We start from the raw sequence: 19,481 nt of genomic DNA, 5'->3' as shown, positions 1-19,481 counted from the left end.
ATATCAAATATCAATACATCATTACTACATCATCATGATGTAGAGTGGTGTTTTTTGTTTTGTGTAAATGGCTTTAAAAGAGTGATTTAATGTGGTATTTGTGCATTTTGATGTATTCATGTAGTATTTCTATTTAACGTACTATAACGTTGTAATTATCTAAGTTTGGCGTACTAACTTTAACAATTTATTAATATATGAGAAATCTTATTTTTAGCTTATTAGCACTCATTCTACTTCCGGCATACATGTCTGGACAAGTAATTAAAGGTAAGGTTTTGGATTCACAGGGTATGGCAATACCAGGAACAATGGTCGTTGCCACAGAATCTAGAACTTCTACTGACACAGATTTTGACGGTAATTTTGAAATTAAAGCCAAAGTAGGCGAAATATTAAAAATTAGCATGGTCGGTTTTGAAGCTACAACTACAACAGCAACTTCAACACCTATGAGTATTGTTTTAAAAGAATCTCAAGATACAGCTTTAAAAGAAGTTGTAGTTATTGGATATGGAACTAGAAAGAAAATAGATAATACTACTGCAATTACTTCACTAAGAGCAGAAGATGTATCTAAAACTAAAGTTTTGAATGCTTCACAAGCTATACAAGGAAAAGCAGCTGGTGTTCAGGTAACATCATCAGACGTACCAGGAAGTACACCTTCAGTTGTTATTAGAGGTTTAGGTACCGCATTAGGAGGAAGAAATCCTTTGTTTATAGTAGATGGTATGCCTACAGAAAATATCAATAATATTAATACAAACGATATTACATCGTATGAAATATTAAAAGATGCATCTGCATTGGCAATTTATGGTACCAGAGCAGCAAATGGTGTAATAATTATTACTACAAAAAAAGGCAAAGGAGATAAGGTTTCTGTAGAAATTGAAAGTTTTGCAGGAGTTAGATCGCCTCTAAAGAAAGTTAAGATGGCAAATAGTGATGCTTTTGCACGTTATTCAAATACAGCTTTAAATGATAAACTTTTTTCTGAAAATCAACCCGTTAATACAAATTGGTTTGATGAAATCACTAGAACAGGATCATATACTCAAAATAATGTTTCGATTTCTGGGTCTACAGAAAATATAAAATATTTTTTTAGTGTAGGAAATTATGAAGAAAAAGGAATTTTAAATGGTCTAGACTATGCACGTACTACTTTTAGAAATAATAATGAATATAAAATTTCTAAAAAAGTAACTTTAAATCAGAACTTTAGTTTTACTTCAACAAAATCTACTCCAAAGCCTTTAAGTGCTTTTACAAATGCTTACAAGCAATCTCCAATAGTTCCAGTTCGTTTTCCTAATGGTCAATATGGAGTTCCTTTTGTAGGTAGCGGGATTGCAAGTCCAGATGGAACTTCATTTAACAATGTTGGTAACCCTGTTGCACAATTAGATTTTTATGATGAACAACAAAGAAGCATCACTTTGCAAGGAGGTTTAAAATTAGACTATGACATTGTTAAAGGATTAAAATTTACTTCACAATTTAACGGAGAATATTATTCTTGGAAGCAGTATAATTATGATGATACTAAAAATATCTGGTTAGCAGCAAATCCAACTCGTAAGGCTGAAGACTATCCTACTTCTTCAAATTTAAATTTATTAACAAGAGGTAGAGAACAGTATTATAATTGGAACTTATCTAACTATTTAACTTTTAACAAAGTTTTTGGCGGTATTCATGATGTAGAGGTAACAGCAGGTATTGAAACTTCTGTAAAAGGACCAAGAGAGAAATTAACTATTGCTAGAAAAAATGTTATTCCAGATTCTAATTACTGGTCATTAAATAGTCCAAAAGACGGACATGGAGTTGATTATGCAGGAACAGTAACTAGTTTATATGATGTAACATTCAATCAAAGTAAATTGGCTTCGTATTTTGGTAGATTCCAGTATAAATTAATGGATAGATATTTATTCACAGGAACAATTAGACGTGATGGATCTTCAAATTTTGCTAAAGATGAGCGTTGGGGAACATTTCCTGCTTTTGGTTTAGGTTGGGTTGTGACTAAAGAAAGCTTTTTGAAAGATATAAAAGGTATTGATTTAATAAAATTAAGAGGAGGTTGGGGTAAATTAGGAAATCAAAATGTACCACTTAATAATCAATCATATGTTTCAGGGCTTAATAGTTATTTAGGAGGTTCAATATTGAACGAAGGAACAAGTATTATTTCTCAAATTGATCCAAGTTTGACATGGGAAATTACAGAGGAAGCTTCAGCTGGCTTAGATTTTGAATTACTAGATAGTAGATTAAAAGGATCATTTGATGTATATGATAAAACGACTAAAAATGTTATTTTGAATATAAAACCATTTCCAACTTCAGGAATTACTTTAGAAACTCCTTCGCATGTAGGTAAAGTTTCAAATAAAGGATATGAAATTGCTTTACGTTGGGATGATAAAATTAATGATAATTTGAGTTACTGGGTTGGAGGTAATTACTCTCATAACAAAAACAAACTTACAAATTTACAAGATGTATCATTATCACAAGTTATAGGAGGAAATTTAGGAAATGGTCAAGATACTAAACTACTTTATAACAATTCTGTTGGTCAGCCATTAGGTAGTTTTTATTTATATGAATATGCAGGTATAGACAAATCAAATGGAGATAAACTATATTATAATTCAGAAGGTAAAGCGGTTACTCAGGATCTTTTGTCTGGTACTAAAGATAAAAAGTATGTAGGGTCAATTTTGCCTACTTCTAATTATGGTGTTACATTAGGATTAGTTTATAAAAATATCGATTTCTCTGTTGACGGATATGGTACAGGAGGAGCAAAAGTATATAATGGTAAAAAAGCACAACGTTTTGGAGGTGAAAATATAGAAGCTTCAGTGGCAAATAATTTTTGGAGTACAAATAATCCAACATCTCCAAATGCATCTAATCAAATTCCAGTAGCTTCTACTTACTATTTAGAATCTGGAGATTTCTTCAGAATCAACAATATTACTCTTGGGTATAAACTTCCTTTAACTGAAGGACAATTCCTAAGTTCTTGCAGATTATATGTAAATGCAATTAACCCATTTATTACTCAGAAATTCTCAGGTTTTTCTCCTGAATTAAACGGTGACGGTAATCCTTACGGAAGTCAAGGAGTAGAGCTAGATGCTTATCCTGCGTTAAGATCTTTCGTTATTGGTGCTAATTTAAAATTTTAATATTATGAAAAAGATATATATATCAATGTTTGTATTATTTGCATGCTTTTTTTCTGGATGCGCAGATGATTATTTAGATGTTAAACAAACAGAAACGGTCTCTACAGATGACATTGAACTTTTTAATAATGATAATGGTGCAAAATCATTTGTAACAGCAATTTATAGTAAGTTTTTAGATTGGGACATGAGTTCATTTGGTTGGATAGGACTAGCGAGTATTACTTCGGATGATGCAGATAAAGGATCAATACCAAGTGATCTTGGTGATGATAAAGACGTGTTGGACGCCTTAACTTATAATTCATCAAACCCTTCTGCACAAAGTACATTTAATGCAAATTATGATGGAATAAACAAATGTAATCAAGCATTAGCAATTCTTCCTAAATTAGATAAGGCAAATGCTGATTTAAGAAAAAGATTAACGGGAGAAGCTAAATTTTTAAGAGCTTATCTATATTTTACGTTGGTTAAATGTTATGGAGGAGTTCCTATTGTTGACCATTTATCTAGTCTCCCAATATCTGCGGAAGATAAAAAAATGCAATTGACTCGTAGAACTGCAGCTGAAGTTTATGCTTTTATCGAAAATGATTTAAATGAGGCTATAGCAGTATTACCTAACAAATCAGAATATGCAGCAAGTGAAAAAGCAAGAGCTTCAAAAGGAGCTGCTTATGCTTTATTAGCAAAAGTAAGCTTATACCAGAAAAAATGGCAAAAAGTAGTAGATTATTCTAATATGGTAACAGGTTATTCTATTTCTCCTGACTATGCTAAAATGTTTAGATTAGAAGGAGAGAATGACGGAGAGTCTATTTTCGAAATAAATGGAGTTGGTTCAGTGCCAATTAGAGGAATATCAGGGTATTCAAACACTCAAGGAGTACGTGATTCATGGGGTTGGGGATTCAATCAACCTTCACAAAGCTTAGTAAAAGCTTATGAAGCAGGAGATGTAAGAAAAGATGCTACTATTATTTTTAGAGGTACAACTTTATATGATGGCAGAGTTATTCCACATTTATATAAAGAGGTTGATGGTAAAAAAGAGATAGATACGACTCTTAGTCCAAGATATAACTTTAAAGCCTATTCTTCAGCTTTTACAGATGCTTGGGAAACAGATGCTAATATTAAATGTTTAAGATATGCTGAAGTATTATTAATGAAAGCCGAAGCTCTGAACGAGTTAGGACAAACTTCTGAAGCTATTCCTTTATTGAATCAAATTAGAAAAAGAGCTGGATTAGGTGACACACCTGCAGTATCTCAAACTGATGTTAGAAAAGCAATCTGGAAGGAAAGAAGAGTAGAATTGGCATTTGAATTTGATAGATTCTTTGATTTAGTTAGGACTGGACAAGCCAAAGCTGCTTTTGCTGCAGATAAAAGTAAATACTTCCCTAATGGAAGAGTATTTACCGAAAACAAAAATGAATTGTTTCCTATACCAGATTCTTTCATAAGAATATCTGAAGGGATGTCTCAACAAAACCCTGGTTACTAAGATTAGAATACAAAATATCACTTCCTTCATTTATTGGAGGAAGTGATTAATTATTAATTGCATAAATTTTTATAATGATTAGAATTTCAGTTTTATTGATGTCTTTTGTTTTTTTTGGATGTGGTTCTACTGCGAACAATTCAAAAGAAAATGCAACAGTAGCTCCCTTAGTTGTAAAACTATCGGATGAAGAGCTTATGGATGTAGTGCAAAAACAAACCTTTAAGTATTTTTGGGACTATGCTGAACCAAACTCAGGACTGGCAAGAGAACGTTATCATCCTGATGGGGTTTATCCCGAAAATGATGCTAATATTGTTACGACCGGAGGTTCGGGTTTTGGGTTAATGGCGATTGTATCTGGAATGTCAAGAGGGTACATTACAAAAAAAGAAGGTGTTGAGAGACTGAATAAAATAGCTGATTTCCTAGACAAAGCCGATCGTTTTCATGGAGCTTGGTCACACTGGATTGACGGAAATACAGGAAAAGTAAAACCATTTGGAACTAAAGATAATGGAGGAGATTTAGTCGAAACCTCATTTTTAGTTAGCGGAATGATTACAGTTCGCGAATACTTAAAAAATGGTTCAGATGCTGAAAAAGCAGTTGCTCAAAAATATGATGCACTCTGGAAAGGAGTAGACTGGAAATGGTACACCAATAACAAGAATTTCTTGTATTGGCATTGGTCGCCTACATACGACTGGCAAATGAACTTTCCTCTAGAAGGATATAACGAATGTTTAATTACTTACATACTGGCGGCAGCTTCGCCAACACACCCAATTACGCCGAAAGAATATCACGAAGGTTGGGCAAGAAACGGGGAAATAGTTACGGATAAAACCAAATATAATATTCCCCTGATTTTAAAACATAATGGAGCCGAAGAATATGGAGGTCCTTTATTTTGGGCACATTATTCATATGTTGGACTTGATCCAAATCAATTAACTGATAAATATGCAAACTATTGGGATCTTAATGTAAATCACGTTAAAATCGATTATGAATATTGTGTAGAAAATCCTAAGAAATTTAAAGGATACGGTTCTGATTATTGGGGATTAACTGCATCTTATTCTAGAAATCCTGACGGAACTACAGGTTACAATGCACACATGCCAAGTAATGATGTAGGAGTTATTGCACCAACAGCGGCAATTAGCTCAATTGTTTATACACCGAAAGAATCTATTGCAGTGATGCGTAATTTATACGAAAATCATAAAAAAGATACTTGGGGAGTAGCAGGATTTTATGATGCTAGTAGCTTACAATACGGCTGGACAGCGCAACGCTATTTGGCGATAGACCAAGGCCCAGAAGTAGTGATGCTAGAAAACTATCGTTCAGGTTTATTATGGAAATTATTTATGAATGCTCCAGAAGTTAAACAAGGATTGATAGGATTAGGTTTTCACTCAGGTAAATACGGATTCTAAAAAAATAGTTTTAATATGAAGCATAAATTAGCAGTAGTAGCTCTATTATTTTCGTTCATTTCTTTTGCTCAAACAACTGTAAATGGGAAGATCAAAACCGAAATCATTCAAAAACATGAACTAGGGTACGCATTGCATATTCCAGCGGATATAAAAGAGAAGAAACCATTGCTAATTTTTCTTCATGGTTCTGGCGAAAAAGGAAACGATATAGAGAAAGTAAAAATTCATGGACCATTTAAGTATTTAAAAGAGCATAAACTAGATGCTTATGTTCTTGCTCCACAATGTCCGGAGAATGAAGAATGGGATGCAGAAGTTTTATACCGATTGATATTAAAAATCCAGAAAGAAAACAATATCGATTCTAATAGAATTTATGTTACAGGATTAAGTTTAGGAGGTTGGGGAACATGGAACTTGGCTTTTGCACATCCGGATATGTTTGCAGCAATAGTTCCTATTTCGGGATTTGTAGATTTAATTCAATTAGAACAAACCTGTAAAATAGCAAAGATACCAACACGAATTTTTCATGGATTAGTGGATGATGTCGTGAATATAGATTATGCAATTACAATTTATAAAGAATTGAAAAAATGTAATAGCAATGCAGAGTTGACCATTTTTGATGATGCAGGTCATGATAGTTGGTCAAGAGTATATGACAACCAAGAAATTTATGACTGGATGTTTAAACAAGTAAGAAATAAATAAAAATTATAGAATGAAAAACAAATTAGTAATACTCTTTTTAGGATGTGCTTTTTTGAGTTATGCTCAGAAAAAAGAAGCCAAAAAAACTGTAAAAATTAAGCCAAGATCAGAGTTCGTTTCGGAGTTGATGTCTAAAATGACAGTAGATGAAAAAATCGGACAGTTAAATTTACCAACTTCAGGAGATATAACAACTGGTCAGGCTAATAGTTCTAATGTTGCTAAAAATATTGAAGAAGGAAAAGTAGGAGGTCTATTCAATATTAAATCAGTTCAAAAGATAAAAGAAGTACAAAAGATTGCAGTCGAAAAAAGCCGATTAAAAATCCCATTGCTTTTTGGTATGGATGTTATTCATGGTTATGAAACTACATTTCCTATTCCGCTTGGATTATCTTGTATTTGGGATATGAAAGCTATAGAAAGAAGTGCTCAAATTGCAGCACAAGAAGCTAGTGCCGATGGTATTAACTGGACATTCTCGCCAATGGTAGATATCTCTCGTGATCCACGTTGGGGTAGAGTTTCTGAAGGTTCAGGAGAAGATCCATATTTAGGTAGCGAAATTGCAAAAGCAATGGTAAATGGATACCAACAACACGATCTTTCTAAAAACAATACTATTTTATCATGTGTAAAACATTTTGCTTTATATGGTGCACCAGAAGCAGGACGTGATTACAACACGGTAGATATGAGTAGAATAAGAATGTATAATGAATATTTCCCACCATACAAAGCAGCTATAGATGCAGGAGTAGGTTCAGTTATGGCATCTTTCAATGAAATTGACGGAATTCCAGCAACTGGAAATAAATGGTTAATGACTGATGTTTTAAGAAAAGAATGGGGTTTTAAAGGATTTGTAGTTACCGATTATACAGGAATTCCTGAAATGATTGATCACGGAATGGGTGATTTACAAACCGTATCAGCATTAGCATTAAACGCAGGTGTAGAGATGGATATGGTAGGAGAAGGATTCCTTACGACATTAAAAAAATCATTGGCAGAGAATAAAGTAAGCATAGAACAATTAGACAATGCGGTACGTCTTATCCTTGAAGCAAAATACGATTTAGGATTGTTTGAAGATCCATATAAATACTGTGATCCAAAAAGAGCTAAAACAGAGATTTTTACAGCAAGCCATAGAGCCGAAGCTAGAAAAATATCTTCGCAATCATTGGTTTTATTAAAAAACGAAAATCAATTATTGCCTTTAAAAAAATCAGGAACAATTGCAGTAATTGGACCATTGGCTGATGCCAAAGAAAATATGCCAGGTACTTGGAGCGTTGCTACAAATATGAAAACGGCTATTTCATTATTAGCAGGAATTAAAGATGTTGCCGGAAAATCAACAAACGTACTTTACGCAAAAGGAAGTAATCTTGACTATGATGCTGCATTTGAAGAGAAAGCAACGATGTTTGGTAAAACATTGCACCGTGATAACAGAACTAAGGAAGAATTGCTTGCAGAGGCTTTAAAAGTAGCTTCACAATCAGATGTAATTGTTGCTGCAATTGGTGAATCTGCAGAGATGAGCGGAGAAAGTAGTAGTAGAACTAACTTAGAAATTCCACAAGCACAAAAAGATTTATTACAAGCATTATTAAAAACAGGAAAATCAGTTGTTGTAGTTTTATTTGATGGTCGTCCGTTAGTGATAAAAGAAGAAAGCGAAACTGTCCCCGCAATTCTTAATGTTTGGTTTGCAGGAAGCGAAGCAGGACATGCAATTGCAGATGTTTTGTTTGGAGATGAAAATCCTTCAGGAAAACTTACATCTACATTCCCAAGAAGTGTAGGACAAGTACCTATTTATTATAACCAAAAAAATACAGGAAGACCACTTGCAAACAAAGAAGGAAAATTCGAGAAATTCAGATCTAACTTTATGGATGAAAGAAACGAGCCTTTATACGCTTTCGGTTACGGATTAAGTTATACAACTTTTGATTACTCAAACTTAAAAATTTCATCTGATAAAATGAACTTCACAGGAAAACTAAATGTTACTGTTGATGTTACAAATACAGGAAATTATGATGGTAAAGAAGTAGTTCAGTTATACATAAGAGATTTAGTAGGATCTGTTACAAGACCAGTAAGAGAGCTGAAAGGATTCCAAAAAATAGACCTTAAAAAAGGAGAAAAAAGAACTGTGAATTTTGAAATTACTGTTGAAGATTTGAAATTTTACAATTCTGATTTAAAATTTATTGCTGAGCCAGGACAATTCGACGTATTTGTTGGAACTGATTCAAATGCAGAGAAGAAAGTTAGTTTTGAGTTAATCAATTAATTGGTTGGTTGGATTGATTCATGTTTTGGCCCTTCGTTATTGGTTACGGAGGGCCTTTTTTTTAATTTAAAATATAGATAAACTCAACAGCTATTAATTTTTAATACATTATAAATACAATGAATATTATTAAAATATTTAGAGCATTCTCTTTTATGCTTATATTATTTGTTTTTACTTCTTGTAATGTCACCAAAAACGGAATTGTTGCACATCGAGGGGCTTGGAAAAAAAACAATTTACCAGAAAACTCTATAGCAGCACTTAGGCATGCTATCGATTTAAAAGCGGTAGGGTCAGAATTTGATGTAGTCATGACAGTCGATGATTCGCTTGTTATAAATCACGACCCACATTATAACAAACTAATTGTAGAAGAAACAAAATATGCTGACTTAATAAAGTTTAAACTCTCTAATGGAGAAAAGTTGCCAACCTTACGAGAATATATTTTAGAAGGACAGAAAAATAACAAACACACAACTCTGGTATGCGAAATAAAACCTTCGGGAGTAAGTAAGGAAAGAGGAAAAAAAATTGCATTGAAAGTTGTAGAAACAGTTAAGAAGCTTAAAGCTGAAAAGATAACCACATATATCAGTTTTGATTATGAAATCTTAAAGCAAATTCGCGAAGTCGATACCAAAACGACTTTACAGTATCTAGAAGGTAATAAATCACCAAAAGAAGTAAAACTTGATAATATTTCGGGTGTTGATTATCATTATTCTGTTTTTAAAAAACATCCAGATTGGATAAAAGAAGCAAAGGATAATAACATTACTTTAAATGTTTGGACGGTTAATGATGTTAGCGATATGGATTGGATTATCGAGAATAACTTTAACTACATAACGACCAATGAACCAGAGTTATTAAGTGAAAGAATAAAGATTAAAAAATAGAATTTTATAAGATTCTAACTCATTAAGTATAATCAATTTTAACACATAGAAACATAGATTTTGTAAATTCATAATAGGCGTTTTGCTTATTTAAAAAGCACAGAGTTCTAGCTATGTGAAAGAAATGTATTTCTTTTTCAGTTCTTTTTTGCACATAAAATTTATGTTTCTATGTGTTAAACAAAATTTTTATTGATTATTCTCAGCGTATAAGATTAAAGTAAGATTCTCTATAAAATATAAAATAATCATGATGAAAAACAGGTATAAACTATATTCAATAGCACTTTTGTTATTTTTGGTAGGATGTAAAATTCATACATCAGAACCCAAAACTAATCTTCTTGGAAAAACCGATTGGTTTGATCCCAATAATACAGCATCAACATATTGCAATCCAGTAAATATTGGTTACAATTATACGACCGAGAATCATAACGGAATTCCAGAATCACGTCGTTCGAGTGCCGATCCAGTAATTATTACGTATAAAAACGAATATTATTTATTTGGTACCAATCAAGCAGGATTCTTTTGGAGTAAAGATATGTCCGATTGGAAATTTGTTTATAGTAGCTTTCAAAGACGACCAGCCGATGATGATCAGTGTGCACCAGCAGCTTGGGTTGTAAATGACACGATGTTTTATGTAGGTTCAACCTGGAAAAAAGATCATCCTGTCTGGAAAACGGCTAACCCAAAATCGGGGCGATGGACAAGACATGTAGATACTGCGATGTTGCCAACTTGGGATCCTGCAATTTTTCAGGACGATGATAAAAAAGTGTATATGTATTATGGCTCAAGCGGAAAATTGCCTTTAGTTGGTACCGAAGTAGATTATAAAACATGGCTTCCAGTAGGAAATCAGGCGGATTATGCAAAACTATACGCTGCAACCGAAGTAGAGGATATTCAATATCCTTATGGCGAAATAAAAGAAGTTGTAGGTTTAGATCCTGCAAATCATGGATGGGAACGTTTTGGGCCTAATAATGATATGGAGCCAGCACCTTGGGGAAATTTTATCGAAGGAGCTTGGATGACCAAACACAACGGAAAATATTATATGCAATACGGGGCACCAGCTACAGAGTTTAAAGGCTACGCCAATGGAGTACATGTAGGAGATAATCCGTTAGGACCATTTGTTTACCAAAAACACAATCCGATGTCATACAAACCAGGAGGTTTTGTAATAGGAGCAGGACACGGAAATACCTTTGCTGATAATTATGGGAATTACTGGAATACAGGAACATGTAAAATCTCAATAAAAGACCGTTTTGAGCGTCGTATTGATATGTTTCCAGCAGGATTTGACAAAGATGACGTAATGTATTCTATTACATCTTATGGTGATTTCCCGATAGTTTTACCAACGAAACAGCGTGATCAGACCAAAGGGGCTTCTGCAGGATGGATGTTACTTTCGTATAAAAAGCCAGTAACCGTTTCTTCATCAGAAGATTGTATGGAAGTTCAAACACATAGAGTGGATAACGGAGGAAAAAAAGTGTTTGAAAAATTTTGTTATGGTGCCAGTAATTTAACCGATGAAGATATTCAAACCTATTGGTCGGCAAAAACGAGTAATCCTGGCGAATGGTTACAGCTCGATTTAGGCAGAAAGATGGAAATAAAGGCGCTGCAGATTAATTATGCCGACCATAAAGCAACACAATACAATAAGGCAATGGATATATATTATCAGTATAAAATCTTTATGTCCGATGATGCTGAAAATTGGACTTTGGTTGTAGATAAGTCTAGAAATGATAAAGATGTACCTCATGATTATGTTGAACTAACAAAACCAATTAAGGCGCGCTATATAAAAATGGTGAATATCCATAACGCTTCAGGATTATTTGCAGTATCAGATTTCAGAGTTTTTGGAAACGGATTGTTAGAAAAACCAAAACCAGTTTCTGAATTTAAAGTAGAAAGAAGTGCTACAGATTCTCGTAACGCAATGATTCGTTGGAAAAAACAATCAGATGCAATTGGTTATACTATTTATTACGGAATTTCTCCTGATAAATTATACAACAGTATAATGGTTTATAATGAAAGTTCATATGATTTTAGAGGACTAGATAAAGGAACTAACTATTATTTTACAATTGAAGCTTTTAATGAGAATGGAATAAGTGTAAAAAATGAAATCATCGAAGTGAAATAATTACAGATTCTATTTTCTGAAAACGTATAGAAAAACGCACTAGAGTTACAGAGAAATTTGTTTATTTTTGAAATTAAAAGAACTTCTAAAAGTTAACTAATTTCAAAAGCCATATAACCAATGAAAAAAACATCTTTATTAACTATTTTATTTTTAAGTGGATTAACTGCATTTGCGCAAACTCCCGATGAAAAGAATATTAAATCTATTTACAAAGCAGCTTTAACTAATTCTAAATGTTATACATGGTTAGAATACCTGTCTAATGATATTGGAGGACGCTTGTCAGGCTCAACGAACGCAGCTGAGGCAGTGCAATACACAAAAAATCAGTTAGAAAGTATAGGTCTAGACAGAGTATATCTTCAGGAAGTAATGGTGCCACATTGGGTTCGTGGAGAAAAAGAAACAGCTTATATTTTAGATAATAAAATTAAAACTGAAGTACCAATTACAGCATTGGGAGGATCGATCGCTACACCAAAAACAGGAGTTACTGCAGAGGTGATAGAAGTACAAGGGATTAAAGAATTAAATGAATTAGGTGCCAAAGTAAAAGGCAAAATAGTCTTCTTTAACCGACCAATGGATCCTGAAAATGTTGAGACTTTTAAATCATACGGAGGTTGCGTAGATCAAAGATATGCAGGAGCAAAAGAAGCTGCTAAATTTGGAGCAGTAGGAACAATTGTTCGTTCTATGAATTTAAGATTAGATGATTATCCACATACAGGAACGCAAAGTTATGGTGACTTACCAAAATCTGAATATATACCAACGGCTGCAATAAGTACAAATGGAGCCGAATTATTAAGTAAATCTTTAAAGAAAAACCCAACTTTAAAATTTTATTTCAAACAATCTTGTGAGCAATTACCAGATGTATTGTCACATAACGTGATAGGAGAAATGAAAGGTACAGAAAACCCACAAAATATTATGATTGTAGGTGGACATCTTGATTCTTGGGATCTAGCCGATGGTTCACACGATGATGGGGCAGGAGTAGTCCAAAGTATGGAAGTAGTACGTATTCTTAAAAATCTTGGTTATAAACCTAAAAATACAATTCGTGTAGTTTTGTTTATGAATGAAGAAAATGGAGGTAGAGGAGGAGCTATGTATGAAGAAATGGCACAAAAAAATAAAGAGAATCATATTTTTGCTTTAGAAAGCGATTCAGGAGGATTCAGTCCAAGAGGTTTCTCATTTGAAACAGATGATGAAAACTTTAAGAAAATCGAAAGCTACAAAGGATTATTTGAGCCTTATTTAATACATAGTTTTGTAAAAGGGCACAGTGGTTCAGATATTGGACATTTAACGTCTAAAACACTTGTTAAAGCAGGTTTAAAGCCAGATTCACAGCGTTACTTTGATTATCACCATGCAGCCAATGATAAATTTGATGCAATCAACAAAAGAGAACTAGAGCTAGGAGCTGCAACAATGGCTTCATTAGTATATCTAATTGATCAAAATGGAATCTTGACAAAATAGTTATTCCCTATTTTTTGTAAAGTATAAGTTACCTAATTAGAATTGCCTCCAAAAAGTCTTGTACTATTTGGAGGTATTTTTTTGTCTTTTTTATATTTAAGTATTGTTTTTTATAAATCTAACTGGAACTATTTTTCTTATTAAGTGTTTGATTTGCATATTTTTTTATTGTTTTATGCTTAATTTAACTATTCATTGATTAAATATTAATGACTAATCATTAAATTTGATGTTTAATAAAATAACTTAAAAAAATATAAAAGATGAAACGTTTTGAAAACAAAGTTGCCTTTATTACAGGTGGTAATTCAGGAATAGGAAAAGCTTCAGCACTAGCTATTGCAAAAGAAGGAGCAGCGGTAATGATTGCTGATTTAAGTGAGACTTCTCAGGTAGTAGAAGAAATAAAAAAAGCAGGAGGTAAAGCTGCCTATGTAAAATGTGATGTTTCTAAACCGGAAGAAGTGGAACATGCGGTAAATGAAACAGTAAGAATTTTTGGAAGATTGGATGTAGCTCTAAATAATGCAGGTATTGTGGACAGAAGTTTAAGCCATATTAATGAAAAAACACTTGAAGAGTGGAATAAAGTGATTGCAGTAAATTTGAGCGGTGTGTTTTACGGGATGAAATATCAGATTGCGCAAATGCGTAAACAAGGCGGAGGATCGATTGTTAATATCGGTTCAGTAATGAGTCAGGTTACAGATATGGGAATTGCCTCTTATGTTTCTTCAAAACATGGTGTGGTGGGATTAACAAAAGCAGCAGCTTTGGAAAACGGAACAGAAAATATTCGTGTCAATATAATTGGCCCAGGATATATTGAAACTCCAATATTAATGGACAATGCAGGATCTGGAGTAGCCGAGTATTTAAAATCAAAAACAGCAATGAAGCGATTAGGGAAACCAGAAGAGATTGCTAAAACATTTTTATTTTTAGCATCTGATGATGCTAGCTATTGTACAGGAGCCTATTTACCTGTAGATGGGGGCTATTTAATTCAATAATTAGTATCTTTGAAAGATGTTTTAAAGAAAAAAGAAGAAGAATAGCTTCTTCTTTTTTTTTTAATCTTGTTTTACAGATAAAATTATGGCTTTTGATAAAAAACACACTCCTCATTCTATAAAAAGAGAATTAGGTTTAAATCTACTTGAAACCTTCAATTGGGCGTATACTAAATCTCAATTGTTCTTTGCTAGATATGGATTGACTTCTCAACAGTACAATGTCTTAAAAATATTAGAAGAGAATCATAAAGCGTTATCTACTTCTGATATATTGGCTCAAATGGCCGAAAAAAACGCTGGGGTTTCACGTCTGGTAGATCGTCTAGTTTTAAAGAAATTAGTAGTAAAAGAAACCGTAGCATCTGATAAGCGTTTAATTGCTGTTATTATCACTGAAGAAGGAGTAACGTTACTAAATAAAGTCAATAAAAAACTTCATGTACTTGATGAGGAAGTCTACGGAGAATTATCCGATCAGGAAGTAGATCAGTTAAATTACTTATTGAAGAAAATAAAAAAGATAGAGATATAAAATAAGTTATCTCGTTAATTTAGGAGTTAAGTAAGCTAAAAAATAGAGTTAATTTTTAAAATATAATTTCAGATAGTTTACAGACTTACAAACTATCTGAAATTATATTAAGCAGTTGGATGTAATTATTTTTAACGCATAGGAGCATAACCTTTATAGCGTAAAAAGATATTCCAAATGGTGTCTAACTTTTTTGGGCAGTTTAAACTAGTATTGAGACGACTTCTTTTGGTTAGTTACTTACCCCAATCTATCTTTCTAGAAAAGTACATTATTGCTGCAAGAATTAGAAATAACCCAATACTACCTACCAATAAAGCATAATTTTCTAATTGAATAATAATATAAATAAAGGTGTATAATCCAGTAAGTGAAAATCCAATAAAAATTGGAAACTTTTTATTCTTTAAAATCGAAAACGAATAAGCAGTAATAAGTGATATAACGGCTATTCCAGATAATATATACGCCTTGGTAAAATTACTATGTTCAGTTATCGAAATCAATAAAGTATAAAACATAATTAGAGCCAAACCAATCATTGAATATTGGAATATATGAATACTGATTCTGCTCATATTTTGGATTAAAAAGAAAATCAAAAATGTAAGTCCGATAACAAGAAAACCATATTTAGATGCACGCTCATTTTGTTGGTATTGATCTATAGGAATCACAAAGTCAACCCCAAAACTATACGAACTTAAATCAGGCAGAATATCAAAAGCTTGTTGAGAGAATGCTCTGTTGATATGCAAGATTTTCCAATTTGCAATAAATCCAGTTTCGCTTATCTTTTTTGTCTTATCATCAGGCAAGAAATTACCAGTAAAACTAGGAGAAGTCCAATTTGATTTCATCTCAACATTTGTAGTTTTCCCAATCGGAACAATTTTAATTTGCTTACTGCCATTGTAAGTGATATCAAAATTATAATCAGTCTTAGGAGTCGATAGTATTTTTGTTAAATCTATATAACCCGTTTCAAGAGCTTCAGTACCATCCAATTTAGCCGAATTATATACAGGTTCAAAAACATAGTTAGTAGTTCCGAATTTAATTTTTGCTTCCTCTTTTATACTTTTTAGATTCGTAGTTTTAATTAAAATAGTTGCTTTATCCCACTGAATTGCTTCTGGGGAAATATTTTTACTGCTAAAATCAGGTTGAATATAATTCCCTTTAAATTGCATTTTAGTCGTAAACACAGCTGATTCATAATTGTTTCTGTTGAGGATTTTTGTATCAGTGTTTGAATTAATATTTAATTCTTCAGGAAAAAAATAAGCATATTTTGTAGATGCTACTTTTTGCATTATCGTTTCATTTGTTTTTTCGGTTATAGTTACCGTTTCTTGATAAGAAGTATACGGAACCTTTAATATTGGCCCATAGATATACACATTTTCTCCCCATTTGTCATTGATTTCAGCAATAACATCATTTTGTCTATAAGAGCGTTCTGTGATCAAATTCTTCACGTATTCTAGAGGAATCAGTAAAAATAGAGTAAGCAAGCCTACCATAATCATTTTGGCAGAGTTCGACTGAAAAATAGAGCTAGGTTTTGGAGTTTCGTTTGTTTCCATTGTAAATAAATTTTAAATATTTTATAATAAATTAAGTTTGATAATGATTGTATAGTACAAAAGCGCAATAGGAAGGTTTGATAACAGAATCAGAATTTTTCGGCCTATATAATCCCTTTGGTTTGGTAAAGAAATATAACTTTCTAATAAATGAAATAACATAATAGCATTAAGAAATAAAGCGACAACAGTAAAAAGAAAGCCTACAATCAATATATAAGAGTTGTCTTTTACAAGTACAAAGAGCATGAAAAAAAGAGAACAAATTATAAAACTCCCGATGGTGAGTTCAGTTGATGCTCTACCTTCAAATTTTTCTTCATTAATTACGTTTTTCATAATTTTAAATTTTAAAAGTTGTTTGAATTGATTGAATTGGGGTGAATAACATTTTGGAGAAATCCAAATAATAAAAAGGCATCGCTTTCTTTCCTCTTTTATATTGTTTTAAGAAATACCCGAGTTGAGTAGGATAGAAGATAGTTCCTGATAATATCACCATAAACAAATACAAACTCTTTTTTCGATTACCCAAAAGATAGTATTGCATCCCTATTTCATCCACTACCGAAATCCCAGTATTTGTTAAAACATGAATGATGTCATGATCTTCTAATTTAGCTTGAATATCAAAATTATTTATATGAAGAAAATTTCCCAAACCATATCCTAAACTTCCTTCAGGAAAAGCAAGTAATTCAGTCTTGTTTATTTCCCAAGGAGCATTTTTCTTCATGTACTTCTGATACGGTTTTCTAGATAACTCGTACATTTTTTCTATTAATAAATCCTTCATATTTTTTGAGGTTTGGTTTTTTAAAAGTACTTTGTATTTCAAAGTAAATAGGTAAAAAAAAGGCTCACTTCTTCTGTATCAATTTTTCAAGAGCATCAATATGTGCAACAAATGCAAGTTTACCATCTTTGGTGGCCCTATAACTGGTATTGGGTTTTTTGCCAATAAATTGTTTTTGTATTTCAATATAGTTTTCTAGTTCTAATGCTTTAGCATGACTTGCAAGATTACCATCCGTAACGCCCAAAAGCTCTTTCAGAGTACTAAAATCAGCCGAATCATTGACCATCAATACAGACATGATTCCAAGTCGAATTCGATGGTCAAAGGCTTTATTTATATTTTGAATGATGCTTTTCAATTTTTAATAGGTATCAATTATTGTTTTTAATAATTTCGAGTCCACAATATTCGAAGGGGCAACTACATCTTCCTCGAGCGGAATATTGTTTCCATATCGTTCTTTTAATTTGGCTTTAACTTTTGAATCAGTTAGGTTAAAATCCTTTAATTTTTGCAACGGGCATAATTCGATACCGGCTCCATTTTTATAAATCTTCCAAATTAATTCAGAGCAATACATTTTATCATCAGACCAGCCAAAATAGGAATCATAATCGCTATTAAGAAAATTTCGACTATAAATTTCCATTTTTTCAATAACAGTAGGAGTTAAAGCAGTGGTGTCTTTTAATCGTTTTACAAGAAAATCTTGATCTTTACCATGCTGAATCCATTCGTCAAGAGGAGTTAATTTTACAGGTTGAACTGCTTCAAAAACAAAATGTTTGCCATTTAGAATATAAACTATTCCACAATGAGAAAATTTAGAATTTGTAGCAATTCTAACAGCTTCACATTGGGGAGATTCTGAGGTTTGAAAAATTAAATCACCTGGCTGAATTTTATCTAACAAAGTATTCTTTAGCTTCGGATTTTCAACGGTTGCTTTGGAAAAAGGATCGTTCGGGAAAAATTGCTTAGTAATATATAACGCAAAACAAAAGCTAATAATTAAGGTAACTCCAGCAAAAATATATTTAAATTTTTTCATGTTTTGTTTTTTGAATTATGGCTAATAAAAATTATTTCCTATCGTATTTAAAATACATAATACTTCCGTATAGAATATGACAAACACCAAAACCCAGTGCCCAAAATTCAAGAGCATAACCAGAGCATTCAGTTGCAATTAAGCCAAGGATAATTATTGTAATTCCTAAATAGCGCACATCTCTCAAAGTATATTTACTAGCATTTACACAAGCTAATCCATAAAATAGGAGAGTGACAGGGGCGATTAAGCCATAATAACCATTTCGGAGTAAAAGTAAGCCGAAAACACCACCAGAAACAAGCGGAATCAAAAAATTGACTAACATTCTTTTTGAAGTGGTATTCCATATTTTCTCACCTTCTTTTTTTGCTTTACTCACAGTCAAAATTGCTGCAGTAACAATGGAGAAAACTAATACTAAAAAAGCTGTTAATACAATCAATTTAAAAGTTTTGCTTTCAAGAGTGACATAATAACCCACATGCCTTTCAATAAGGCCATTGGCGATATGTGCACCAATGAGAGCATATATTCCTGCCATGATCCCGGATAAACCACTTAATGAAATAAACTGAGAAGATTTATTCATCATGTTTTTTATTTCACTAATGTCTTGTAAATATTTATCTTTCATAAAAAGTACTTTGAATTACAAAGTAAATAATAAAAAAAATAGTCACCAAATATAATGATGACTATT

General features: G+C 32.3%; 16 protein-coding genes. 10 read left to right on the top strand and 6 right to left on the bottom strand.

Features of this window, described 5'->3' with window-relative positions; all coding sequences use genetic code 11:
• Nucleotides 1-197: 197 nt before the first annotated feature.
• From IUY40_RS07815 to IUY40_RS07770, 10 genes are all read left to right on the top strand, one after another.
• Entirely contained in the window at nucleotides 198-3,212 is a 3,015-nt protein-coding gene (locus IUY40_RS07815) for a SusC/RagA family TonB-linked outer membrane protein (RefSeq protein ID WP_195736299.1), read from the top strand.
• Between the two features lie 4 nt (nucleotides 3,213-3,216).
• Entirely contained in the window at nucleotides 3,217-4,725 is a 1,509-nt protein-coding gene (locus IUY40_RS07810) for a RagB/SusD family nutrient uptake outer membrane protein (protein ID WP_195736298.1), read from the top strand.
• Between the two features lie 74 nt (nucleotides 4,726-4,799).
• Nucleotides 4,800-6,173 (top strand): glucoamylase family protein, encoded by a 1,374-nt coding sequence (locus IUY40_RS07805; protein ID WP_195736297.1) that lies wholly within the window; start codon nucleotides 4,800-4,802, stop codon nucleotides 6,171-6,173.
• Nucleotides 6,174-6,188: 15 nt separating this feature from the next.
• Nucleotides 6,189-6,890, top strand: coding sequence for a prolyl oligopeptidase family serine peptidase (locus IUY40_RS07800; protein WP_195736296.1), 702 nt, complete (start codon nucleotides 6,189-6,191; stop codon nucleotides 6,888-6,890).
• Between the two features lie 10 nt (nucleotides 6,891-6,900).
• Nucleotides 6,901-9,201, top strand: coding sequence for a beta-glucosidase BglX (gene bglX, locus IUY40_RS07795; protein WP_195736295.1), 2,301 nt, complete (start codon nucleotides 6,901-6,903; stop codon nucleotides 9,199-9,201).
• 119 nt (nucleotides 9,202-9,320) lie between these two features.
• Nucleotides 9,321-10,106 carry a glycerophosphodiester phosphodiesterase family protein gene (locus IUY40_RS07790; RefSeq protein ID WP_195736294.1) on the top strand — a complete coding sequence of 262 codons (786 nt, stop codon included), beginning with the start codon at nucleotides 9,321-9,323 and terminating at the stop codon, nucleotides 10,104-10,106.
• A 250-nt stretch (nucleotides 10,107-10,356) separates the two neighbouring features.
• Nucleotides 10,357-12,291 (top strand): discoidin domain-containing protein, encoded by a 1,935-nt coding sequence (locus IUY40_RS07785; protein WP_229335455.1) that lies wholly within the window; start codon nucleotides 10,357-10,359, stop codon nucleotides 12,289-12,291.
• Nucleotides 12,292-12,411: 120 nt separating this feature from the next.
• Nucleotides 12,412-13,791: a M20/M25/M40 family metallo-hydrolase gene (locus tag IUY40_RS07780; protein ID WP_195736293.1), complete on the top strand. Its 1,380-nt coding sequence runs from the start codon at nucleotides 12,412-12,414 to the stop codon at nucleotides 13,789-13,791.
• Between the two features lie 263 nt (nucleotides 13,792-14,054).
• A complete protein-coding gene (locus IUY40_RS07775) occupies nucleotides 14,055-14,804 on the top strand; it encodes an SDR family oxidoreductase (RefSeq protein ID WP_195736292.1) in 750 nt (249 codons plus the stop codon).
• Between the two features lie 85 nt (nucleotides 14,805-14,889).
• Nucleotides 14,890-15,339, top strand: coding sequence for a MarR family transcriptional regulator (locus IUY40_RS07770; protein WP_195736291.1), 450 nt, complete (start codon nucleotides 14,890-14,892; stop codon nucleotides 15,337-15,339).
• A 236-nt stretch (nucleotides 15,340-15,575) separates the two neighbouring features.
• Here IUY40_RS07770 and creD read toward each other — a convergent pair whose 3' ends face one another.
• From creD to IUY40_RS07740, 6 genes are all read right to left on the bottom strand, one after another.
• A complete protein-coding gene (creD, locus tag IUY40_RS07765) occupies nucleotides 15,576-16,928 on the bottom strand; it encodes a cell envelope integrity protein CreD (RefSeq protein WP_195736290.1) in 1,353 nt (450 codons plus the stop codon).
• 21 nt (nucleotides 16,929-16,949) lie between these two features.
• Nucleotides 16,950-17,267 (bottom strand): hypothetical protein, encoded by a 318-nt coding sequence (locus tag IUY40_RS07760; RefSeq protein WP_195736289.1) that lies wholly within the window; start codon nucleotides 17,265-17,267, stop codon nucleotides 16,950-16,952.
• Between the two features lie 4 nt (nucleotides 17,268-17,271).
• Complete coding sequence (locus IUY40_RS07755; protein WP_195736288.1) at nucleotides 17,272-17,724, bottom strand: hypothetical protein; 453 nt, start codon at nucleotides 17,722-17,724, stop codon at nucleotides 17,272-17,274.
• Between the two features lie 64 nt (nucleotides 17,725-17,788).
• Complete coding sequence (locus tag IUY40_RS07750) at nucleotides 17,789-18,085, bottom strand: transcriptional regulator (RefSeq protein WP_035625903.1); 297 nt, start codon at nucleotides 18,083-18,085, stop codon at nucleotides 17,789-17,791.
• Nucleotides 18,086-18,088: 3 nt separating this feature from the next.
• Complete coding sequence (locus IUY40_RS07745; protein ID WP_195736287.1) at nucleotides 18,089-18,778, bottom strand: YiiX family permuted papain-like enzyme; 690 nt, start codon at nucleotides 18,776-18,778, stop codon at nucleotides 18,089-18,091.
• A 31-nt stretch (nucleotides 18,779-18,809) separates the two neighbouring features.
• Entirely contained in the window at nucleotides 18,810-19,415 is a 606-nt protein-coding gene (locus IUY40_RS07740; RefSeq protein ID WP_195736286.1) for a hypothetical protein, read from the bottom strand.
• Nucleotides 19,416-19,481 lie beyond the last annotated feature (66 nt).

Source organism: Flavobacterium sp. ALJ2 (assembly GCF_015594725.1).
In the GTDB taxonomy this organism is placed as follows: Bacteria; Bacteroidota; Bacteroidia; order Flavobacteriales; family Flavobacteriaceae; genus Flavobacterium.
This window is presented reverse-complemented; position numbering and strand designations above follow the sequence as displayed.